The organism is Mesorhizobium sp. WSM4848 (assembly GCF_055811375.1).
The window spans coordinates 1-21,798 of sequence record NZ_JBVVPX010000046.1 but is presented as its reverse complement, the minus strand read 5'-3'; the positions used below and the strand labels follow the sequence as shown (position 1 = coordinate 21,798).

The window sequence follows — 21,798 nt, the reverse complement described above, 5'->3', positions numbered from 1 at the left end:
CACGTGCTCAGACCTTCGAGAAAACGACTGATCCTGTTGCATTGACTGGCTCCAATTCAGTGAGCCTGAAGAGGGGAGAGATGGTCTTGGCCATCTCTCCCCACGAGTGCCGCCTGCGCAGAACGGGGCCGCCCGCTCGCAAGGCGGTGAATGATTCTCGTCGCCGGACTTTATCCGATCCGCCCCGCTCGACGCGCAGCCCAGCTCCGCTCGCCGGCATTCGCCCCCCTCTCTGCCGCGCGCTCACGCGCCCCCGGAAGGCATGCCGAGGCGCATGCCTTCGGCATTTAACGGAGAAGGATCAGAACCATGACGATCAATGAAAAGAGTGCGAAGACCGGAACCGCCAGTGCGAGCGGCACGGAAGTTTTCATTCCACTGAACAAGCTGAAAAAGTCGCCCCGCAATGCCCGCAAGACCCCGCACAGCGAGGCGATTGTCGAGGCCTATGCGGCCAGCATCGCCGCAAAGGGCATCCTGCAAAATCTTGTGGTGGAGCCGGAGTTGGACGGAGAGGGGGCGGAAACCGGCTTCTATTTTGTCAGCATCGGCGAAGGCCGCAGACTGGCGCAGCTGCTTCGCGTGAAGCGCAAGCAGATCAAGAAGACCGAGCCGATCCGCTGCGTCGTCGACACGGTGAACGACGCGCATGAGATCAGCCTTGACGAGAACATCACCCGGGAGGCGATGCATCCTGCCGACCAGTTCGAAGCGTTCCGAGAGCTTCACGAGGAACGCGGATGGGGTGCGGAGGAAATCGCCGCCCGCTTCGGCCTTACCGCGCATGTCGTGCGGCAGCGCCGCCTGCGGCTTGGAGCCGTAAGCCCCAAGCTGATGCAGGTCTACCGCGACGGCGATCTGACCCTCGACCAGTTGATGGCCTTCGCCATCACCGACACCACGCCCGGCAGGAGCAGGTTTTCGGAAACCTCACCTACAATCGCGAGCCCTACATCATTCGCCGCGAACTAACGCGGACGCATGCTGCGGCAAGAGATCGCCGCGCCCTCTTCATCGGCGCGAAGCCTACATGGAGGCGGGCGGTGCTATTCTCCGCGACCTGTTCACCGAGGATCGTGGTGGTTATGAAGACGCAGCTTTGCTCGATCCCTTGGTTATCGAGAAGACGTTCCAGCCAGTTCGCGCAGTCCGTGGGCGCATCCGTAAGGCGTCTCGACCGCGACCGATATCCACTTCCATCCTTCGGCGGCGACGGTCTCAGCCTCAGCTTTCAGCTTTTCGCCAGCCAGGCGGTCGAGCAGAGCGGCGTCTCCAGCCAGCCGCCATCGTCGTTCTGGAAGAGATCGCGCATGACGCCGCCTGCTTCGGCATAAGCGTCCAGCCGACGAACTGCGCACGTTTGTCGGACGCCCGGACCGTCGTCTCCGTCAGCATCCGGCGGATCTGGTAGGGCTCCTTGCTGAAGGACCGCTGAATGGCCTCCCAGACCTGCTCCTGGCGGGCGTGATCGCCGGTTACGGTGAAGGCCATCAGTTGCTCCAGCGTGATGCCGTCCTCGGCGTAGAGTGAGCAGAGCGTCCGACACGGCCGCGAGGCGCAGACGCTGCTTCACCAAATTGACCGAGACGAAGAAACGGGCTGCGATGTCCTCCTCGGATTGTCCTTTTTTGACGGAGGGTCTGGAAAGGCGCGGAACTGGTCTAGTCTAGCGGGTGCATCGCTTAGGTTTGCGTCAATTGTCCTCTTTGCTCGACTGCATTGATAATCCGAGCGTTCTGGCAGCACGGGCATTTCAGGCTGTATCTTTTGTCCCAGGCTCTTTCCAGACTTGCAACTTCATCTTACCTCGGCAAGGCCGCTTCACCGTGCGGTTACGAAGTAACACGGTTGCTTTTCTGTAGAAGGTCCCCTGTCTGCGCAATTCACCTCAAGTCATCCTGAATCCTGCATGCTTGTAATATTTGTTTTGCAGTTCTTTCACATATATTTAATGAAAAAACGCTGTTCATTTTCCCGCCATTACATCTAAAAGTGAGTCGGACCTGCGGGGATGGCAGCATGGATCTGGGATTTTGACCACTAGCAGGAGAGAATATGCCTTCCATATCTACACGTAGCGCCAACGCAAGGGACGCAGAGACGGTCGCCGGTTTCATTCACGCGCTACTCGATGAACTCACTGGCGGGAAAGCGCCCACGCCCGACGTCGTCAGACAAAGCGCGGAGACGGTGCTTGCCGACGCTGGCGGGGTCGCTGTGATCGCAAGTGCAGATGACGAGCCGGTCGGCATCATGGTGCTGAATGAATGCACGGCGATCTATGCAGGAGGCAAGTTCGGCTACATTTCGGAGCTGTATGTTCGACCCGACATGCGCTCCAAAGGGATTGCCCCTCATCTGCTTGAGGTCGCCTCGCAGGAAAGCCGTGCTCGTGGTTGGAAGCGACTTGAAGTTGGAGCGCCCGGGCAACCAAAATGGAAGCGCACGCTCGATTTCTATCTGCGGAACGGGTTCGAGGAAGTCGGCCCTCGGCTCTGTCGGATAATCTAGACTCAGAGTGTCTGCTGTGGACTGGCTCAAAGCAACCTGCACGATCTCAGCGGATTGAGGTCCGGCGTGGTCGCTGCCTGCCGCTGCAATCGTACCAGCATCGTCATCCCAAATGTGTGCCTCAGATAATGCAAGGTTCCCGTCACGCCGGCCGCCCGGAGCGCATCGGCAAAAACCGCCGTCAATCGGGTCACGCTAACGACGTTTCCTTGAGTGTTGAGGAACCGAGCCGAGGGCGGCAAATCTGCCAACCTACAGGGGCGCTGCATAGACGACCGCACGTGACGTGCACCCGGTTACGCAGCGTATAGCCGAATAACGGATCATTCCTATGAGGGTAGTTTCATGAAATTGTATGCGAAAGTTTTTGGTGGAGCGGCAGCGTTGCTCGCCGCCTGGCCGGCGATGGCCAGCGCCGCGGTGGTGAGCGAACCGGCGCCCTACAATCCCAATTTCTCTTTCGTTGGCGGCGTCGGCGTCATCGACATCGAGGCCAACGAGCTACTCTATCAGGCTCCCGGCAGCGGCTCGAAGCGGAGCCACCTTATCTGGGAAAGCACCTCTCCGGTCATTTCAGCCGAGATGACGGCGCGCAGCGAGACTGGCTGGACCGCCAAGCTTTCCGGCCAGATCGCCTTCAGCGGCGACAGCTACATGGAAGACTATGACTGGGACCCGCGATTCTCGACCAATGATGGCTGGAACGAGTGGAGCGACCGTTCGCGCCATTCCGACACCGATCTTGATTACTTCTATTCGGCAACCGTCGCGCTCGGCCACGATTTCCAGGTCAGCGACCAGCTGCTGATCAACGTCAACGGTGGCTTCAAGTACACCTCGGTCAAGTGGACTGCCTTTGGCGGCTCCTATGTCTACAGCGTTGACGGCTTCCGGGATCGGGTTGGCGACTTCCCAGGAGACACAAAGGGCATCAGCTACCAGCAGAAATTGCCGGTCGCCTTCGCCGGCATCGATGCGACCTATGTCCAGAATCGCTGGAACTTCGGCTTTGCGCTGAAGGGCGGGATGACCTTCTCGGCCGGCGATACCGATCATCACTGGAGGCGTGACCTGCGCTTCGAGAAAGATTTCGAATCGGCGCCGGTTCTGATAGTCGGCGGCAGCGTCGGCTACCAGTACAACGAGCGGACCAGCTTCTTCGTCTCCGGTTCCTACGAAAAGGTGTTCACCGCTCGCGGCGACTACAACACCTATGACATTCCGCGCCACCTCTGAGGAAATCGACTGGCCGCCGAACAGCCATTGTTTCAACTGGTCGCCGCGCGGCGCGTATTGCTCCGGATAGCACTGTTTGCCGTCGAGGATTATCCGGGCCTGATCGTCTGCGACCTGTTCGGCGAGGACAGCTATTTCGCCGACGCCGACCTGTTCTGGCAAAAGCAGAACGAGGCGATCGCTGGCCAAGCGCGACGCCTATCTGGAAGCCGGCTGGCCGACGTGGCCGTGCTGGAACCGGGGCAGTTTTTCCAGTCTTGGGACCACGAAAAGACGCCGAAGAAAAAGGGCGGCAAGGTCTTCATATCAGTCTCGCATCGCGGCGCGGTCGACTGCCACGAGGGCTGGCTGTCGCGCAAGGATGCCCGCCGCGCCCGCGCGCAAGACGAGGGCGGCGAGCACGGAGAAACCCCCGCATAGCCGTCGCGACCGGAACTCACCGGGCCGATGCAGAACCATGTCGATCTGCATTGCCATGCCGCGGTGCGCGCGGCCATGCTCGACCGTCCGGGTGTCGCGCTGCGCGGGGCGCATCCCATCACAGGTTCGGGCCTGTGGCAGGTTCGCCGCGAGCCGCAGCGTACGGCCAATGAAGCGGTGGCGGCAAGCCTCGCAGCCTGCAAGGCCGAACCGTATTCTGCGAAGGCGGCGCGAGGTTTTGGCGCTGCTAGCAACCGGAGGAGGCTGGCGCGGTCGCCGGCGGCAACGGCGATGCCTTTGCCACAGCGCGCGTCTTCGCCCGGCTGTTGACGCTGTCCGACGACGATGTCCTGCGCGTTCTCGCCATCGTCATGGCCGAGACGGTCGAAGCCGGCAGCGCCGTCATCGAGGCGCTTGGCAATCACCTGAATGTCGATATGGCCGCTTGCTGGCAAGCCGACGACGCCCTCTTCGACCTGTTGCGCGACAAGGAAATTGCCAATCTGATACTCGCCGATATCGGCGGCAAGCATGTCGCCCACGGCAATGTTTCGAGAAGGTGAAGACGCAAAAGACAACCATCCGCGACTTCCTGTTCGGCGAGAACAGCAGGGAGAAAGTCGACGCATGGCTGCCGCGCTGGATGAAATTCCCCGCCGAAAGCTACACGACCCAGGGCGGCTTCCGCACCGCCGATCAATGGGCCAGAGTTCAGCCGCTGTTCATGGCCGAATGAACCAGCCCAGCCAGGCGGAGGCAATTCGAGTGCCGCCGTCTGGCACCTCTCTCGGGCGATGCCGGCTGCACCTTTGCGGCTTTTCCGGCGTGCACCGCACGCGAAATCCCGACGCCAACTCATCACCTTCGCCAGCCCTGCGCCGCGCCGGGATGTTGCCGAGACGCAACGCGGATAGCCACGTCCGCCCCTGGCGACGGTGTCTGAACCTGCGCAAGCCCGATATCCGCGACGCCGCTTGGGCATCGAGTCATCCAATCGCGCGGCCTGTCTCCTAAGCGGTCTTGCGGGACAACGCGATAGCGGCCATTCGCGGCAACGTTCGTCGTTATCAGCAGCGTCTGGAGGTGCTCGCCCGGGAGCTACAAAAGAACAAGGAAGAGCTGAAGATCCGCCGGTTGTTCAATCGAGACGAATGGGCGATCACCAGTGCGAGCCCGGTTTGCGAGCAGTCGATCGATGGCACGCTCTCCTCGGTCATGCTGGCGATGCGATCAATGCGCTGCCCGTCGCGGCCAAAATCTGCGCCTGATCCTCACGGTTCTCGCGCTTTGGCTTGCCTAGTGCCTGCAAGCACTCCAGCCGAAAACGGCGAAATCGGATGCTTCCACTCGTCTTCCCGGGTTCGCAATATCAACAATATCGACGCCTTAGCCGTTGTTCAGAGCCGACTACCGAGTATCTGCGCCGCGGTAAGGTTCGGCTCGGCTGAGAGCATCAAGCCGAGCGCCCCCGATACGCAAAGGCTCGCCTATACTCGTGCCGGTCATCCAGGGCTCGGCAGATCGCCAAGGCCTGGCGGCAAGCATTCCGGATCAGGGCGAGGTTGGGTTTTGGCCATGCGTCGCGTGTGGGTCGCTGACTTGAGGTGATGTGCGTCCGGCGGCCCGCCTCGTCGCCTCGTCGAGGTTAGTCACCGAAATGATGCGCTGACCGCCGGCCAGCGGACTGACCGAAGACGCATCCACATTCTGACTTCGCTGAAAAGATGATTCAAGAGATACGAGCCATCCCCACGGTCGGCCGGAGCGTCCCGCCCAAGCGTGAAAGATATCATCGCCACCTACGAGGCTCTGGAGTCGAACCGCAACCCTTCGCTCTCGCCTCGGGTCCTTCTCTTCGTTCCGGTCCTTCGGATGCGGTCCGCCTGGACGGCGGCCCTTCCGGTCGCAACTCGCCGTCCGCCCCGCTTCCGTCCCGCTTCCGGGGAAAGCCGCGATTGGCGAGCGGAGGCAAAACGAAGCATGCAAGATAGAAGCGTGCCGTCATCGAAGAGGCAGGCAGAGGCGGGAGCGCCCATGTCCTCGATTCCCGCTTTGCGGCCGTCGAGCGTCGGAATCGTCCTGTTTCCGTCTTGCTAACGCCCGTTGCGCAGGAATCGGCGCAGGCCCTCGTCCGAGCGGTTCTCCGCTCGCTCGCCGCCTCGATCACAGCCAACAAAACAGGGGCGAGGATTGCTATAGGCAGAAGCAGCCGAAGCATCATCGTGACGATTTGCTCTTTTGCAGCTCGGTTCGTTCAGCGTTCCAGTCGGGTGGGGTCTGATCGAGAATGTTGCGAACGAAGAAGTCCAGGAGTTTGCGCTCAGTGTAGATGCCTGGCGCGTTGTGATCGGCACCAGGCACATAGACCATGTCGAAATCTTTTCCCGCCTTGATGAGTCGGTCGGCAAGCTGCAGCGAGGAGGACGGGTCGACATTGCGGTCCATTTCGCCGACGACGATCATCAGCTTGCCCCGCAGCCTGTAAGCATTGTCGATGGCGGAGGATTGGGAATATTCAATGCCGACTGGCCACCCCATCCACTGTTCGTTCCACCAGATCTTGTCTATCCGGTTGTCGTAGCAGCCGCTGTTGGCGACCGCGACCTTATAGAATTCGGGATGGAAGAGCAGCGCGCTCACCGCGTTCTGGCCGCCTGCGGACCAGCCGAAAATGCCGACATTGGAGATATCGTACCACGGATACCTCGCGGCGGCCGCCTTGTGCCATAGAATGCGATCGGGAAAGCCTGCGTCCTTCAGATTTTTCCAGGCAACGTCATGAAAGGCGCGCGAGCGCTTGTTGGTACCCATGCCATCGATCTGCACAACGACGAAGCCCAGCTGCGTGAGCGGCTCTGTCCGCCCTGAGAAGGATTTTGGGACGAACGAGCCCTGGGGCCCGGCATAGATATTCTCCACCACCGGGTACTTCTTCTTCGGATCGAAATTGGCGGGCAGGTGGATCACGCCCCAGATATCAGTCTTGCCGTCGCGCCCCTTGGCGTGGAAACTGAGTGGCGGCTGCCAGCCTGCGGCGACGAGCTCGGATATGTCGGCGGTCTCCACCTGCAGGAGTTTGACATCGTCGCTGGCGCGGTAGAGCATCATGCGGGGCGGCAGATCGATGCGTGACCAGAGATCGACATAGTAGCGGCCGTCGGGAGAGAACTCGACATGGTGGTTGGCCGGCTCGGGCGTGAGCTCAGTCAGCCCCTCACCGTCGAAGCCGATGCGGTACGCATGGACGAAATAAGGGTCTTCCCCCGGGTGCATCCCGCTCGCCTCGAACCAGATCTGGCGCTTGACCGGATCGACATGGTTGACCCCCCGCACGACCCACTCACCGCTGGTAATCTGGTTCTTGAGCGCGCCGGTCCGGCCGTCGAACAGATACAGGTGCTCGTGCCCATCGCGCTCGGACGCCCAGATGATCTCCTTCCCGTCGTCGACATCGTAACGAAAGATTTTGCCGGTACGGCGCTGGTTCATCACCAGCGGCCGGTAATCAACGAAGGTCGTGCTGGTCTCATCGATCAGCGAGCGTGCGCGGCCCGTGGCGGCGTTTACCTCGACCAGCCGATAGAGCTGATGCCCGCGCTGGTTATATTCGAAAGTGAAGCCGCGACCGTCCGCCCACCACCGGAGAGGGGAAAGTTCGAAGGGGTTCGAGAACAGGGCGTCGTCGATCACGATCTGGCGGCGGCCGGCAATGTCGAACAGGACCGGCTGGGGCAGCGGAAGGACATCGCCCGGCTTGGGATAGACCCTTGTCGAATATTCGCGCTGCAACCGGTCCGTCGACGAATTGAGGTACGGGACCTCCCGCTTGTAGCCGGGGCGAACGCGGTAGGCCGCGAGATGGCGCGAGTCCGGCGACCAACTCAGTGTCGAAAAGACGTAGCCATTGTTTTCGGATCCATCCCGGCTCAGCGCAACATTCTGCAATCCGTCCTTGCTGCGCAGCAAAACATTGTGGTTCCTTATAGAGACGATCCATTTGCCGTCGGGCGAGACGCTCCTCTGGTCGGGGTTATTCTTAGCCGGGGGGGTGTAGTCGTGGCTGAGCTGAAAGGCCGGCGCGTCCACATCCAAGTTTGTGCTGGTGCAAACATAGCTTGCAACGTCGCAGCTCCACCGGACCTGCTTAATCAGGAAGTCGAGCCTGCAACCATCCTCGGTCAGTTCGAAACGCTCGAAGGGAAGATCGCCGGCCTGATAGCTCTTATGGCTCGCTTCATTTAGCCCCGCCGCCAGACGGGCCTGGTCGAAGGCGGCCCGTTTCAAACCCGTGGCAGCATCGACCCGCATGAACTGGCGCTCGCCGTGGCTAGTCCGGCGGTAGACGAAGGCTTCACCCCCAGTCAGCCAAAAAGGCATTTCGGGGACATTGGCACTGAGTCCGCTATAGCGATCGTTGATCGTAAGTGCCCGCTCGAAATCCGCCAGCGCCAGCGGTGGATGTGCACCATTCGAATCGTTGGCCAGCGCCCCAGCGGTTGCCGATCCCGAAGCCTCTTGAATTAATAACGAGAGCGCCGAAGCGCCGATCTTGACCATATCTGTTCACCTCTTCGGTTTTCGGGAGACGCATTGTTGGATCTGGCTTATCATCGCCGGTGTGCAGCAGCGTTGAGCGTTGCTCGAAGGAGTCAGCACGCGGGGTGCAGCCGAGACGGCAGTCACCATGACCCGTGCGCCCTACGCGGATATCCAGGAACTGGCCGGGTGAAGCAGACTGAAGAGTTGGCGCCGAGCCAGCAGGGTATTTTCCATTTCCACAATGATGGAAAATTCAAAGTCCGATGACGCTTGCAATCACGCTCCCTTCCTTTCTCTGTACCTGGAAGGGCCGGAATTGGGCCCGGCACAAAGTGTTGGCTATGGACATTCTCTGCATGGCTGTCGTCAGTCCGTTGATCCGTGTCTGGATGAACGATGCAATATGCGCGCCAAAGGAGATCCTTTTAGATCATGGCAATCGATCGGACTGTCTGTGTCGGGTGAACGACTTTAACGTCGCATATCCGACAGCTCGGACAACCCCAAGTCACATGACCTTGGGTGTATGTCGGTTGACAAAAGTGGACCGTCGGGCCGACGGCAAAAGGGCGCACGAGGCGCCCTTCATTCGACTCGGGCTGCGCGTAAGCCGACTTCGCCGGCGTCAGAAATGGTACGTGACGCCTGCGCCAATCAGCCAGGGGTCGAGCTCCGCCTTCCCCGTCTGCTTCGTGCCGGCCACGGTGACGTCGAAGTCTGGCTTCAGGAAAAGCTTCTTCACGTCGAAGTTGACGCCCCAGTGCTGGTCGACCATGTAGTCGAACCCGACCTGCAGCGCGGTGCCGAACGTGTTCTTGACCTTGAGATCATCGGCGCTGCCGGCTTGCTGATGATAGAAGATCGTATAGTTCACGCCGGCGCCGACATAGGGCTTGAAGGCGCCGAAATCGGTAAAGTGGTACTGCAATGTCAGCGTGGGCGGCAGCAGCCAAACCTTGCCGATATTCCCCAGCCCGCCGATCGAGCCTTGGCCTGTGATGTTGGCATAGGTGGTGCCGAGGATAAGCTCGGCTGCGACATTGTCCGTGAAGAAATACGAAATATCGAGTTCCGGCGTTACGGTGTTCGAATAGGAAAGACCGGAGCCGGGCACCTCGTTAACGTAGCCCGAATCCTCAGTGATAACCCCCAACGCGCGCAGGCGGATCTGCCAAGGGCTTGGCCATTCCGTGAACAAGGCACCCTTATCCGGGTCGCACGGTTCTGCAAGGTCTGCCGCGGCCGCCTGCTGTCCTACCAGCAACAGGACGACGGCCGCTGTGAGTCCCCGCAACACGTTCATTCGCTTTGTTGCCATAATGTTGTTTCCTTGCTCGTTAGACTTCACTGTGAATAGTCCTGCTGTGTTGATTGCTATCTACAGAACGCTGGCGCGCATTATTCGCAAATTCTGCGCGCATTGTTTGCAACACTCTCGCAAACTATAGACCTGTACTCTCTTCGTCGAAGTTTGCCCTTGTCGACCTGCCGGTCGCCAATGAACGCTATCGGAGTGCTAGCCGATCGCGCTGCCAAGGAAATCGTCGCCCAAGGCAATGAATGCGGCCCGCTCGGATTGTCCTTGCCGTAGCTGTGCCCGCCTGCGCTGGTCCCATAGAAGTAAGCGGGAAGGCATCGTATTAACGTAGTCCGAATATGCCCCGAGGCGGCGCAGGCGGAACTGCCCAGAGCTTGGCTCTTAGATTGGTGTCGTAGACGGGCACGGGTAAGGGGGAGGCGGAGGGGGAGGCGGAGACGCGGAGGGGGCTTTTGGAATCGCGATAGCCGGCTGTGCCAGCAGCATCAAGCCGACGGCCGCTGTTACTCCCCGCGCCACCTTCACTCGCTTTGTTGCCATGATATTTCTCCTTGCTCTTCAGAAATGGTAGACTGCAATAGTCCTGCAGTATTGATTGATATCGACAGCGTGCGGGGCGCGCATTTGCGCAAACCGTGCTCGCATTATTTGCACCTTGTCGCAGTCCTCGACCTCTACTCACTCATCCGAAGGTCCGCGCTTGTCGAGCTCCCGATCGTCTATGAAAGCTATCGGCGTGCCAGCCGATCGCGCTGCGAAGGAAGTGGATGCCAAGACTTATGAATGCAGCGCGCTCCCGATTGTCCTTGCCGTAGCCGTGGCCGCCCGCGCCGGGCTCGTAGAAGTACGCGGGATAGCCAAGGGCCTGCAGCTTTGCCGCCATCTTGCGCGCGTGGCCCGGATGGACGCGGTCGTCCCGCTTCGTGGTCGCGAGCAGGATAGGCGGATAGGGCTGTCCGGGCGTCGCGGCGTGATAGGCGGAGACTTCCTTCAGGAAAGCCCAATCGTCAGCCTTGTCAGGATCGCCAAATTCGTCGATCCAGCTCGCGCCCGCCAGGAGCTTGGTGTAGCGGCGCATATCGATAAGCGGAACCGTGCAGAACAGCGCGCCGAAATGCTCAGGATAGCGGGTAAGCATGTTGGCGATCAGCAGGCCGCCATTTGAGCCGCCCTCGGCGGCAATCCGCCTCGGCAGCGTAATGCCCCTTCGCACGAGGTCGGCGGCAACGGCGGCGAAATCGTCATGGGCGAGACGCTTGCCCTCCCTCCGCCCGGCATCGTGCCACCGGGTGCCGAACTCGCCGCCCCCGCGGATGTTCGCCACCACACACGTGCCGCCGCGCTCGAGCCACAGCTTGCCGAGCGAGGAGTTGTAGGAGGGCAGGAGCGATATGCCGAACCCGCCATAGGCGCTGAGATGAACCGGGGCATCCCCGTTCCCATCCGCCGGACCGACCTGTGTATAGGGAATCATCTCACCATCGATCGATACTGCCTCGTGGCGCGTGACCACCAGGCCGGATGCGTCGAAATTCTCCGGGCTGCGCTTCAGGATTACTGAAGCGCTGACAGGCGGCGCGGCATTGAGATCGAATAGGAAAAGCTGCGGCGGGGTGATTGGATCATGAGCCCCGACCAGAACCTCCCCATTGGTCTCGTGATCTGCGGCATCGAGTGACCAGAGGTGAACAGTCCCTTGCACGGGAACGGTGTCCAGGGCTCGGCGCGTCCATTCCTGCGGGCCCGGCGTGAACACCTCGAATCTCGGAACGAGGTTCGCCAGGTAGGCGATAATGAGCTTCCCGTCATTCCAGAAGAATGACTGCAGACAGCGCCTCTCGTCCGGTTCAAACAGGGTACTGAAACGGCGTTCGCCGGCCAGGAAAGAGGAAAGCGAGATGCCGATCAGCGCGTCGGCGTGATAGGTCGTCCCGGCAACCGTCCATGCTGTGCGCGGCTTTACCGCCAGCCAATCGCCGAAGTTACCCCACCAGGCGTCCTTAGGAAGGTCGATCTCAATCTTCGGCCCGCTTTCATCGCCAATGCGGACTATCTTCTCGAAGCAGGCCAGCTGCTCGATGAACCACACGCGCTCGCTCTCGGCGGTACGGTCCAGATGGCCAGACACACCCAGGGTTTCGGAACCGGTCTCGAAGATTACCGGCGCGGTGAGGGGATCCGCGCCACGCTTCCACAGTCGCACGGTGCGCGCGTAACCGGAGCGGGTGGCCATGCCATGACCAAGCGCACTGGAAAGCAGAAGCGTGTTGGGGTCGAGCCAATCAATGTCACCCTTGGCCTCGGGGAGATTGAAACCGTCGGCGACAAAGCTCAGAGAGCTCAGGTCGAATTCGCGATGCACGACCGCGTCGCTGCCGCCGCGCGACAGGCGCAAGACGGCTCTTTCGCGCGTCTCCGGCTCGATCGACGCGCCCCCCCAGACCCAGTCTTCTCCGTCGCTAGCCGCGAGGGCGTCCAGATCGACCAGTAGCTCCCATTGGGGATCCGCCTTCATGTAGGCGGCAAGGGTGGTCCGGCGCCACTGTCCGCGCGGATTTCCGGCATCTTGCCAGAAATTGTAGAGGTACTGACCACGGCGCCAGATGGTGGGAATCTTGTCAGGACGGTCGAAAATCGCTGTCAGGGCCGCCCGGTCGCGCTCGAACTGCGTTCCCGCGAAGTGCTTCAGGGTCTTTGCCGACTGGCTGGCGGTCCACGCAAGTGCCGGTTCGCCTTCTACATCTTCAAGCCAAAGATGGGGGTCATCGTCGGGCGCATTCAGCGTTGGGCGGAAATCGAATTCGCTCATGTCCGAAAGACCTGAGGAATGAAGGCGCAATGGCTCTTGCCTGCTTGAGAAGGATCAATGTTTGCGGCGGCGCCCGCATGTTCGAAAAGCGTAATCATCAGGTGGGTTCTTCCCAGTCGGTGCGGCGTCGCAGTGCTTTTGCGCATAGGACCGCAACCGTCGTGCCAACTGGGAAATCCTTACGGAACAATGGGATCGCTCTGGCAGCGGTGTGTCACATGTCCGACATCGTCGAGAATCCGACAACAAGCGCACAGCGTAATCACCGGATCAACCTCCGGCGCGGACACCGTGCAGAACTAAAGCAGTGAAGCTCACAACGACTTGACTCCAACATCTTCGCTCCGGAACGCTCACGCAGCTGGATTCAATTGGTAGATACAAATGAGGTGATGGACGCCGTGAGTGACCGAGCCGGCTGCGTCTGTGAGTCTGGACACCGCCAGCGGTAAAATCGGAGATCCGAGGAAAGGGATGGGGCGCCGCTCGGCCGACCTGATGGTTGTCCAGGCCCTGCAAGCAATCTTGGCCTGCACCGTCCCCTTGATTGCATTCTTGAAGTCTGCCGATCGCGCCAGCAAGCTGCGTTCCGACGGACACATTGGAGTGGTCGCTAGGCCAACTTCGGCTGCTGGCGAACCGTCGTTCAATATGCAAGTTACGAGGGTCAGGAGACAGGGAAGCTCCGGCTCCGCGTGCTCTCGGCGAGGCAGCCAGTGATCGACGATGTCGCGCTGACGGCGCCGCATTGGTAACAAGGGCAGCGGCGGCAAGTCTGCCTGGGAAATCGGCTGCAGCCGGGGCAAGCCGAGCCCGGTCGCGCTCCATCTCGATACCCCTCGCAAGGAAAAACCGGCGTGAGCACCACCCAAAGAAGCGATTGCGCCCCTCGCCAGTTCGTTTTTGCGTTCCACTGAACAGCCGGCTTAAACCTGTACAACTATACAGGCTGCCATAGCGCGGAACTTGGCCTCCAATGGCGGAAATTCCCCCGAGGAGACCTGCGATGACTCACCTTATAGCGCCGGCGCTACGACAACTTGCCCACAATGAGCGTGCAATCCAGCGCCACACCACTGCACGTTCAAGGAACGTCTCGAACGGGATGCAGGAGCCGATCGCCGCTATCAAACTGACTCCCTTGGCGTGCTCAGGCCGCGCTGGCTGTCGCTGCGCGGGTTCGACGGCCCGGTCGCTATTTGCGCGCGTCTTCTGCCCTCGACAGTGCCAATGGCACACGCTTCGACGAAACGACGCCATCGACCTCTGGTGCCCTCGGCGCCGGTGCTTTGCCAAGTGGCATGATGTTTCGACCTCCCTGGGGGCGGGCAGGGGAGCACAGTCGTGCCTACAGTTCTCGTGACAGGTGTGGATGAGGCTGATTGGCGCGATGAAGGATCATACGATTACACCGCTGGTCTGACGCCGCTTGAGTGGGCCTGGGAGTTCTTACGCCGCAATCCAGCATTCCAACGTGATGTGACAAGCCAGCAGGCCAATACTTTGTCTCACCAACCCTTTCTCGACGTGATCGCGTCGGCCGGTGACCTGTCGCGCTGGGGTGTCCTGTTTCGCCGAGTCTTATGGGCGAAATTCGCTCGTTTTCTGGTCTCCGTTCTGTTGCGTCGATGTGCTGCCAGTCATTGCAGAACAGCTGTCTGCATCGTGGGCGACATTGCCCTTCGAGCTCTCGGCATTGCCATGTCATGCGACGGCCCTGCTGGCGCCCGACAAGGGCCAGCATGTTCTTCTTCGCAATGCGGAACATACGCTCCAGCTCGCCGTCTCTGGCGCGGATATCTTGCGCCCTGTTTGCCTCCGCACTGAGGCGATCTGGCCAGCGATGCTTTCGAAGCCCCGTCTGAGGGCGCTCGAGTGCCTCAATGCTCTGAGTTTGGGTCAACACCTGCCCGCCCGCTTGTTTCCGCCGGAAAAGCGCGGTCCCCGTCTAACCTTCGTTCTTCGTGCGCTCGACGGCTCACTTGCTGGGGCGTCACATCGCCAACTCGCCGAAGCGCTGATCGGTCAACGGCGCGTCCATGCCGACTGGAGGGATCCTCGCGATCATCTGCGCGACCGCATTCGCCGCGCCGTCTCTCGTGGCCGCGCGCTCATGAATGGAGGGTACAGAGATTTCCTCGCTTGAAAAGTGACAGTCCGCGCCGTGCGTCAGCCGGCGAACGGTTCGGAGCTAAAACCCGGTCACCAGCAGTTCGCCCGGTCGAAATGGCAGCGAACGGTCTTGCGGGTGCGCTCTGGTTCAGCGTTGGCCGATGCCGAGAGGCACGTTCGGTGTTGTCCGATAGCCGACAATGTCGGGTACGCAACGTAGAGGAAGCTGACCCACCGGGTGTTTTAAATGCTCTTTGCCTTGGCACGTTACATGCAGGATATTCAGCAAAACGCGCGGACTGAGTGGTCCCACCGCCACGAAACCTCGCTGACTTACGCCACCTCCCAAGGCGTACCCGGCCCGGCAGCGAGCTCAGTCTCCTGCCGGGCATACCCTTTCAGACGTACTCGCGCTCGGAACTTCAACTTAGGCGGCGCAATGTCCGGCTGAGATAGTGTCCTGAAGGTTCTGCAAAAAGCTTTGGAGAGAGAACAGCCCTTGCTCTGAGGCGAGGGGCGGCCATGGCACGCTGGTGACGTTGCGATCACCGATTCCCGTGGAAGGGTAAGTGCCATGACCAAGCGAGACGTTAGACTGAGCAGAGGCGAGTTGAAAGCGTTGCTGTTGTCGGATGAGGACGGCTTCCGCAGAGTTTTGCAGACTGTCGTGCAGGAGACTTTGGAAGCCGAGATGACGGAGGCGATCGGGGCCGAGAAAGGCGAGCGGACGGCGGAGCGGGTTGGTTACCGGTCCGGCTATTACGAACGCAAGCTTGTGACGCGGGTTGGCGTGCTGGAGCTTCGGGTTCCGCAGGATCGGGCCGGCCGGTTCTCGACGGAGTTGTTCGAGCGTTATCAACGCTCGGAGAAGGCACTGGTATCGGCGCTGGTCGAGATGTACGTGCAAGGCGTGTCGACGCGCAAGGTGAAGGCGATCACCGAGGAGCTGTGCGGCCACGCCTTCTCGGCCTCGACGGTGAGCCAGGCGACGGCGCGGCTGGATGAGGCGCTGAAGGCGTTCTTTGAGCAGCGGCTTGCCGAACCTTACCCGTACCTCATTCTGGACGCGCGCTACGAGCGGGCGCGCGAGGCCGGCGTGATCGCCAGCCAGGCGGTCTTGGTGGCGATCGGGGTCGACTGGGAGGGCCGGCGCCAGGTGCTCGGTGTCGAACTGGCCAACCGGGAAAGCCATTCAAGCTGGCGCGCGTTCGTGGCAGGGCTCAAGCAGCGCAGGCTCGCCGGCCTCGAGTTTGTCGTCTCCGACGACCATCCGGGCTCAGGGCAGCGATCCGGGAAGTCCTGCCCGAGGGCAGTCTGGCAGCGCTGTTACGTGCACTTCCTCAGAAACGCGCTCGATTATGTGCCGCGCAAGGTCGATGACGACTGCCTGATGGAGCTCAGATGGTTCTATGACCGGCGCGACCTAGCCGAGGTCAAGCGCGACCTGGCGCAGTGGATCGCCAAATGGCAGGCCAAATACCCGAAGCTGGTGGATTGGGTGGAGAACAACATCGAGGAGACGCTGAGCTTCTACCGGCTGCCGCTGCCGCATCACAAGCACATGAAGTCGACGAACATGCTGGAGCGGCTGAACCAGGAGATCAAGCGGCGCACCCTGGTCGTTCGCATCTTCCCCAGCCCGCAGAGCTGTTTGCGGCTGGTTCGGGCATTGGCGGTGGAGATCCACGAGAACTGGCTCGAGGCGACCCGCTACCTCAACATGGATCATCTGCGCGAGCACAAGAAGGAGAACCTGAGGGCACTGGCCGCCTGAGACGCGGCCCGCCATGTCCGCCGCTCCGCTAAACACGGGGGCTGCGCGGCGGACACGCCAACGTCACCGCTGAATGCGACGCCATTTTGCAGAACTTGACGCACACAACTCCGGCTGAAGAGGATTGGGGCGGATGGACCACCTAGGAGCGCCCGAGAGACTCAGGGCACCGGACGAGCGCGATCTCAGGGGCTGCCTCTCCATTAGGCGACCGGTTGCCGACCGCGGGCCAGCCGAAAGACGGCCACGATACCGGGATGGCGACGCAATGACCTCATGTTCGGCCCGGTGGCCCGGAGAGCATTTATGATCTGCGTTCTCCGTCGCACGAGAGATCGCGTGTCCGGACGATCATCGAACAGTTCTGTGCTACAAACCGCATCGGAGGCCGGATGGCGGCCTACACAATAGCTGCGGCGTCTGCCGCGTCATTATTCTGATGTTTGGCGAACGGCTTCACATGAACGGAAAGCAGCACGGCGAACTTCACGGCCGAGCTTCGCGATCTCGCGTCCCCAGTAATGTGCCGCAGCGCACGCTTCGACGCAACGATGCACCTGGGCAGTTCCCCCGCGCAACCGCAGAGCGGGGGATTTCGCACCTCTCAGCAGCCAACTGCGGGTCTTGTGCGCAGACGCCGCGAAAACGCCGATTTCCTGCGACGACGGTACGGTTGTTCGCGGGACCCGGTCCATCTGGGACTGCTATATGTCATCATGCGGGTATCGAGCCGTCCCAGGATTGGCCTAAAGGACGGAGACTGGGGAACAGATTCACCTAAAACAGCCAGATTACCGAGGCGAATGCCCCGCGAAACTGCCGGTGATCGACTGCAGTGTTCGCTGGATACCTTTGGCATTGTCCTTACGAGAGGTCGTAAGGGGTAAGTGTGCAAAGACTAGACTAATCCGGTCTCCATGCAGCGCATCAATGATTATACATGATGCGAAGATGGATATCGCAACAAGCATACTGGGGGTCGACGGTCCCCAGACCATTCAAAGTAAGAACTGCTGATGACTGCGCGGTGCGGCGGAGCCAGAGCATGCTGCCTTTGATGAACGATGTCTCAGGCGAAACAATGGACAGACGTAAACATGGATGGATTGAATACTCGTGCGCTGCATTTGCACACCATTGACTCTTTAGTTGCCGATCTAATCGCAGGCGAGCCAGTTCTCATTGAGGGCGCGCGCACCTTTTCTCTACCTGATGCTGCAACGCGTAGCGCGTTGGGATGGTACCAAAACCGTGGCCCGGCGGCTTGGATTGCTGATGTCCGCTCTTCGCATGCGGAAGAACTCGTAGACGCGATTTCCCAACCGCCACCTGCTGTGAAGGCCTTGCCTTCGCGGCCCGCGAACGCCAACAACAGGCGACTTCGGCTGAAGAGGATGGAGGCTCACCGGTTCGCCGGCCTGCACAAGTTTGGGACACCGGATGCGGCCCCGGAGAATTATGTCCATGAGTTCTCGTGCCCAATCACGCTCTTCGAAGGGCGGAACGGATCCGGCAAGACGTCGCTGCTCAATGCCGTTATCTGGACGCTCACAGGTCAGATGCTTCGGCCCCAGCGCGAACCTGAAAGCCCGGAGGACTTCGATTGCTGGATAGGCAATGAGGAGGACGAGCGGACAACGCACAAAATGTCGTCACTGACACCCATGCCACTCCTGGATCAGTACCGACCCGACAAGGACTGGGTTCCAGCTGATACATGGGTTGAACTGACCTTCGTTGAAGATGGCGGCGTGAAGCTTCCCCCCATCCGCCGCAGCATGACGCGCTCGCTTCAGGGCAAGCTGAAGGAGTTGCCGCCCGATCTAACCCCGCTTGGGGTCGATCCCATCGCACTTCGCATCGGTACCGTCATGCCGGGCTTACTCCAGCTCATTCAGTTGGGATCTGAGTCGGAACTGGGACGCGCAGTGTCCGAGCTTACAGGGTTGTCAGCGCTCGTGGACCTTGCTGCACATTCGCATCGCGCCAAAACCAAGATCGACAAAGATTTCGTCAAGGCCAAGCGCGGCGAACGCGATAAGGCGGACGCCGACTACAACATTGCCAAAGTCGACCTCGAAAAGATCTTGCGGACGCATGCTATGCTAGAGCCGCCGACGCCGGTGCCAGTCCCGTCGGACGACAAGGCCATTGAGGAAAAGCTTAAGACCATCAAGACGCACTTCGACGACGCGAAGGCATGCGCGTTTGAGTCCGCGAAAGAGATTCTTGGCGGGCGTTTCGACCCCGCCGATGCAAAACTGCGATCGGACCTCGAAGAGAATATCGGTCGGGCGCTCGAGCGTATCAGCCAGCCTCAAACGTTGAAGTCGATCGCACGGCTCGCCGATCTCCGCAAACTGACGCCGGACGAGCTTGCCGACGCCGAAAACAGGCTAACTGCCATTCTGTCGGAAGCGCGCACCCTGCAGGAGCTGGCGCAAAATCCGTCGAGCGCAGCGCGCACGCGCTTGTATGCACGGATCAAGGCCTGGATGGCCGATCATCCGGACCCTGCACGCGACCAAAACCGGTGCGTCGTCTGTGGTGGCGATCATGCCGATGCCGTTGACCCTGTTACGGGCCAACCGGTCAAACAGCACCTAGCCGGGTCTGCTTCCGATGCTGACCTCTTGTCGCAAACCCTTGCCCATTGGGCGGCAAATGCCCATGGCGATCTGTTGCGCTCGTTACCCGATGCGATTCGCACTGAGTTGGTCGCCGACTTGCCGTCGCATCCGTGCGACCTTCTGCGAAAAGCGCTCGTTGATGAGGCTTTTTCGTTCGCACCGTTCGCGGGCATTCTTGGCGAATTGAAATCCCCAACGGCCCTAAGCCTCGATGCCATATTCCAGAACCGCGCGGAGTTGGATGATCCCCTTGCCATCGCGTTGCCAGCAGGGTGCAGCGACCTTCAACTAGCCTTGGAGCGCCTTGACCGAGCAATCCGCTTTGCCCATTGGCGCCAGAACAACGATGCCTTGGCAAAGGATGTTCTCACCCGCGTGCTCGGGCGCAAGCCCAAGGAAGGGGAGCATACAGAGAAACTGACCCTCACGGGGAAGCTGTTAGAACTCCAAAACATCGTGAAAGCAGCCGAGCCGATCTCGGACGCGTTGACCCAGTGTGTGCGGCTTTCACAGCACTTGGCGACGCGCCGGGCGGCTGAAGCCCGGCTTGGCAACTACGCGACGGCAAGCACGGCGCTCGGTCGACTCGCTGATTTGGGGACGCTGGCTGACCAGCAAGTCGACCAGCTTCGCAAAATTCTTCGAACGGATGCCGCCGCTTGGCGTGATCTGATCTATCTCGGCGCATTTCCCGATACGGCTCACCAACTCGTCGATACCGGTATGGGCCGCAAAGGGGAATTGGACCTCGTCGTCCAAACAGGAGGCGTTGCGGCCCCAGCCCAACATGTCACGAACGCGTCGGCCCTGCGCGCAAGTTTGGTCGCGTTCTTTTTCGCCTTCTGGCAGCACGTGCTGAAGGAGCGCGGTGGCTTGACTACCCTCGTGCTTGACGATCCCCAGGAGCTGCTTGACGACGAAAATCGGGAGCGGCTGGCGGGCGCGCTCGGAAAATTGGCGAGTGGGGGCGCGCAGGTGATCGTTACGTCCTATGATCCTCGGTTCAGCGGCCGGGTTGCCAAAATCCAGCTTCCGGGCGGAGTTGAGCATCTTGCAGTGCACCCCGCGACGCGGTTGCAGCCCCGTCTCAGGACGATCGTGCCCCATTCCGTCCTGCTTGAGCGCAAGAAGCGCTTCGATGCCGACCCAAATGAAGAAGAGCCCGCACGCGATTTCGCCGATGGATGTCGCGTGTTCCTCGAGGCGCAGCTTGGTGACATGTTCGACGATCCGGCCCATTCATCTTGGGCCAAGGCCACCCCGAATCCCACGCTCGCCGATTTCGTGCAGCGGATGCGCCCCTTGGTGCGGGCCGGGTCGGCCGGGATGTTCGGTGCAGACATTTTCAGGCGGTTCGCTGAACACCCTGCGCTGGGTGACAACTCCCCGGTGGTGACCTTGATGAACAAGGCCCACCACGGGCGTCGCCGAGACATCACGGCTGGTGAGGTCGCGCAATGCGCTGGCCCATTGGTTGATCTGATCAAGCTCGCGGAGGACATTCGTGAAGAATGCTATCGCTGGCGCCGGCGGGATTTACCAACAGCGAGGCAGAAGCTTGAGGCGCCGGCCGCGATCGACTTTACCTCGCTCGCTGCACCCCGGGTCGTCATCTGTCCCGATTTGGCGGCCTTTACTAGGGACCGGGTGGCTGCGGAAACCCAGGACGAGCCGGAAATTCTCGAGCCCCGCGTTCTTGAGAGCTGCGTTGCATACTATCTCAGGCGAGCCAACTTCGGATTCGCGACACCCGCTGGCAGCCTTGCGATCGTCAAGTCCATCGCCACGTCTAGCGCGGACCGGCGGCTGGTGATCGCTCGGCACGGCAAGGACGTTTACGCGCGCCGGTTAGTTCGCAACGCAAATGGTGGCGGATTGATCGGCCTCACCGCCGAAGCCCCGGACCCGCGCATCCGCAACCCCAAAAGCGTCTTTCTTCCCGAGGATGAAACGGCAATCCACCAAGTTATCGGGATCATTTTCGATCACACGGTGCGGGTCGATCATGGCCCGGAAGAGGCCGTGGCCGTCGACGCCAACAGGGAGTTGCAGCGGATCGAAATCGCCTTTCGCGTGGTCGATGAAAGTGCCGTGCCGTTAGCGCTTGATAAGCAAGTTGTCCTCGGAGGAGGCCGCGTCCAACTCGACACCCTCGGGCATCACCAGGATGCGCTCGTCGCCCTTGCCCTTAGTGACGGATCCAGCATTTTCAAGCGGGTGGGGACGGCGCTTTCCGGCGACCTTTCCCATTTAAGGCTGTTCGAGAGCGTAGGCGGGATGGGATCGTCACAGGTCCTTTCCGTGGGAAAGGCTGCAAATGGGGTTCCGTCGGTCATTGGCGCCCGGAAAATCGTCGGCGTGCTCTACAACATCTAGAGCGCGTCCTGTTTAATCTGGGTCGTATCCAGCTGCCTTGAAGTAGTTGGCGCATTCGGCTGGGGTGAAGCGT

Annotated in this window: 13 protein-coding genes and 2 pseudogenes; 11 read left to right on the top strand and 4 right to left on the bottom strand. The window is 60.7% G+C overall.

The window, feature by feature from the left end:
• Positions 1-309: 309 nt before the first annotated feature.
• Positions 310-1,126, top strand: a pseudogene (locus tag AC0L16_RS29770) (ParB/RepB/Spo0J family partition protein); the annotation flags it as partial.
• 4 nt (positions 1,127-1,130) lie between these two features.
• Here the strand turns inward: AC0L16_RS29770 and AC0L16_RS29765 are convergent.
• Positions 1,131-1,698, bottom strand: a pseudogene (locus AC0L16_RS29765) (DNA-binding protein); the annotation flags it as partial.
• A gap of 519 nt (positions 1,699-2,217) precedes the next feature.
• Here AC0L16_RS29765 and AC0L16_RS29760 point away from each other — a divergent pair.
• The 6 genes from AC0L16_RS29760 to AC0L16_RS29735 all read left to right on the top strand — a co-directional run bounded on the left by AC0L16_RS29760 (position 2,218) and on the right by AC0L16_RS29735 (position 4,903).
• Positions 2,218-2,511 carry a GNAT family N-acetyltransferase gene (locus tag AC0L16_RS29760; RefSeq protein WP_473624995.1) on the top strand — a complete coding sequence of 98 codons (294 nt, stop codon included), beginning with the start codon at positions 2,218-2,220 and terminating at the stop codon, positions 2,509-2,511.
• A 345-nt stretch (positions 2,512-2,856) separates the two neighbouring features.
• Positions 2,857-3,747, top strand: a complete 891-nt coding sequence (locus tag AC0L16_RS29755; protein WP_473624993.1) for an omptin family outer membrane protease — start codon at positions 2,857-2,859, stop codon at positions 3,745-3,747.
• Positions 3,748-3,774: 27 nt separating this feature from the next.
• Positions 3,775-4,167 (top strand): hypothetical protein, encoded by a 393-nt coding sequence (locus AC0L16_RS29750; RefSeq protein ID WP_473624992.1) that lies wholly within the window; start codon positions 3,775-3,777, stop codon positions 4,165-4,167.
• A gap of 27 nt (positions 4,168-4,194) precedes the next feature.
• Complete coding sequence (locus AC0L16_RS29745; protein ID WP_473624990.1) at positions 4,195-4,497, top strand: hypothetical protein; 303 nt, start codon at positions 4,195-4,197, stop codon at positions 4,495-4,497.
• Positions 4,494-4,730, top strand: coding sequence for a hypothetical protein (locus AC0L16_RS29740; RefSeq protein ID WP_473624989.1), 237 nt, complete (start codon positions 4,494-4,496; stop codon positions 4,728-4,730). The genes AC0L16_RS29745 and AC0L16_RS29740 overlap by 4 nt, the downstream gene beginning before the upstream one ends.
• The gene (locus AC0L16_RS29735) at positions 4,727-4,903 is read left to right on the top strand and encodes a hypothetical protein (protein WP_473616566.1); all 177 of its coding nucleotides are present in this window, start codon (positions 4,727-4,729) and stop codon (positions 4,901-4,903) included. The genes AC0L16_RS29740 and AC0L16_RS29735 overlap by 4 nt, the downstream gene beginning before the upstream one ends.
• Before the next feature lie 1,481 nt (positions 4,904-6,384).
• On the opposite strand, the gene AC0L16_RS29730 is transcribed toward AC0L16_RS29735, so the two are convergent.
• The 3 genes from AC0L16_RS29730 to AC0L16_RS29720 all read right to left on the bottom strand — a co-directional run bounded on the left by AC0L16_RS29730 (position 6,385) and on the right by AC0L16_RS29720 (position 12,833).
• Positions 6,385-8,724, bottom strand: a complete 2,340-nt coding sequence (locus AC0L16_RS29730; RefSeq protein ID WP_473624987.1) for a S9 family peptidase — start codon at positions 8,722-8,724, stop codon at positions 6,385-6,387.
• A 607-nt stretch (positions 8,725-9,331) separates the two neighbouring features.
• Positions 9,332-10,009: an OmpW/AlkL family protein gene (locus AC0L16_RS29725; RefSeq protein WP_473625018.1), complete on the bottom strand. Its 678-nt coding sequence runs from the start codon at positions 10,007-10,009 to the stop codon at positions 9,332-9,334.
• A gap of 697 nt (positions 10,010-10,706) precedes the next feature.
• Positions 10,707-12,833, bottom strand: a complete 2,127-nt coding sequence (locus tag AC0L16_RS29720; protein WP_473624985.1) for a prolyl oligopeptidase family serine peptidase — start codon at positions 12,831-12,833, stop codon at positions 10,707-10,709.
• A 1,344-nt stretch (positions 12,834-14,177) separates the two neighbouring features.
• On the opposite strand from AC0L16_RS29720, the gene AC0L16_RS29715 reads away from it, so the two are divergent.
• The 4 genes from AC0L16_RS29715 (at position 14,178) to AC0L16_RS29700 (ending at position 21,725) form a co-directional block, all read left to right on the top strand.
• Positions 14,178-14,660: a transcriptional regulator domain-containing protein gene (locus AC0L16_RS29715; RefSeq protein WP_473624983.1), complete on the top strand. Its 483-nt coding sequence runs from the start codon at positions 14,178-14,180 to the stop codon at positions 14,658-14,660.
• Between the two features lie 16 nt (positions 14,661-14,676).
• Positions 14,677-14,979: a DUF2285 domain-containing protein gene (locus tag AC0L16_RS29710; RefSeq protein ID WP_473624981.1), complete on the top strand. Its 303-nt coding sequence runs from the start codon at positions 14,677-14,679 to the stop codon at positions 14,977-14,979.
• A gap of 540 nt (positions 14,980-15,519) precedes the next feature.
• Positions 15,520-16,719 (top strand): IS256 family transposase, encoded by a 1,200-nt coding sequence (locus AC0L16_RS29705; protein ID WP_473624979.1) that lies wholly within the window; start codon positions 15,520-15,522, stop codon positions 16,717-16,719.
• Positions 16,720-17,816: 1,097 nt separating this feature from the next.
• Positions 17,817-21,725 (top strand): ATP-binding protein, encoded by a 3,909-nt coding sequence (locus AC0L16_RS29700; protein WP_473624977.1) that lies wholly within the window; start codon positions 17,817-17,819, stop codon positions 21,723-21,725.
• Positions 21,726-21,798 lie beyond the last annotated feature (73 nt).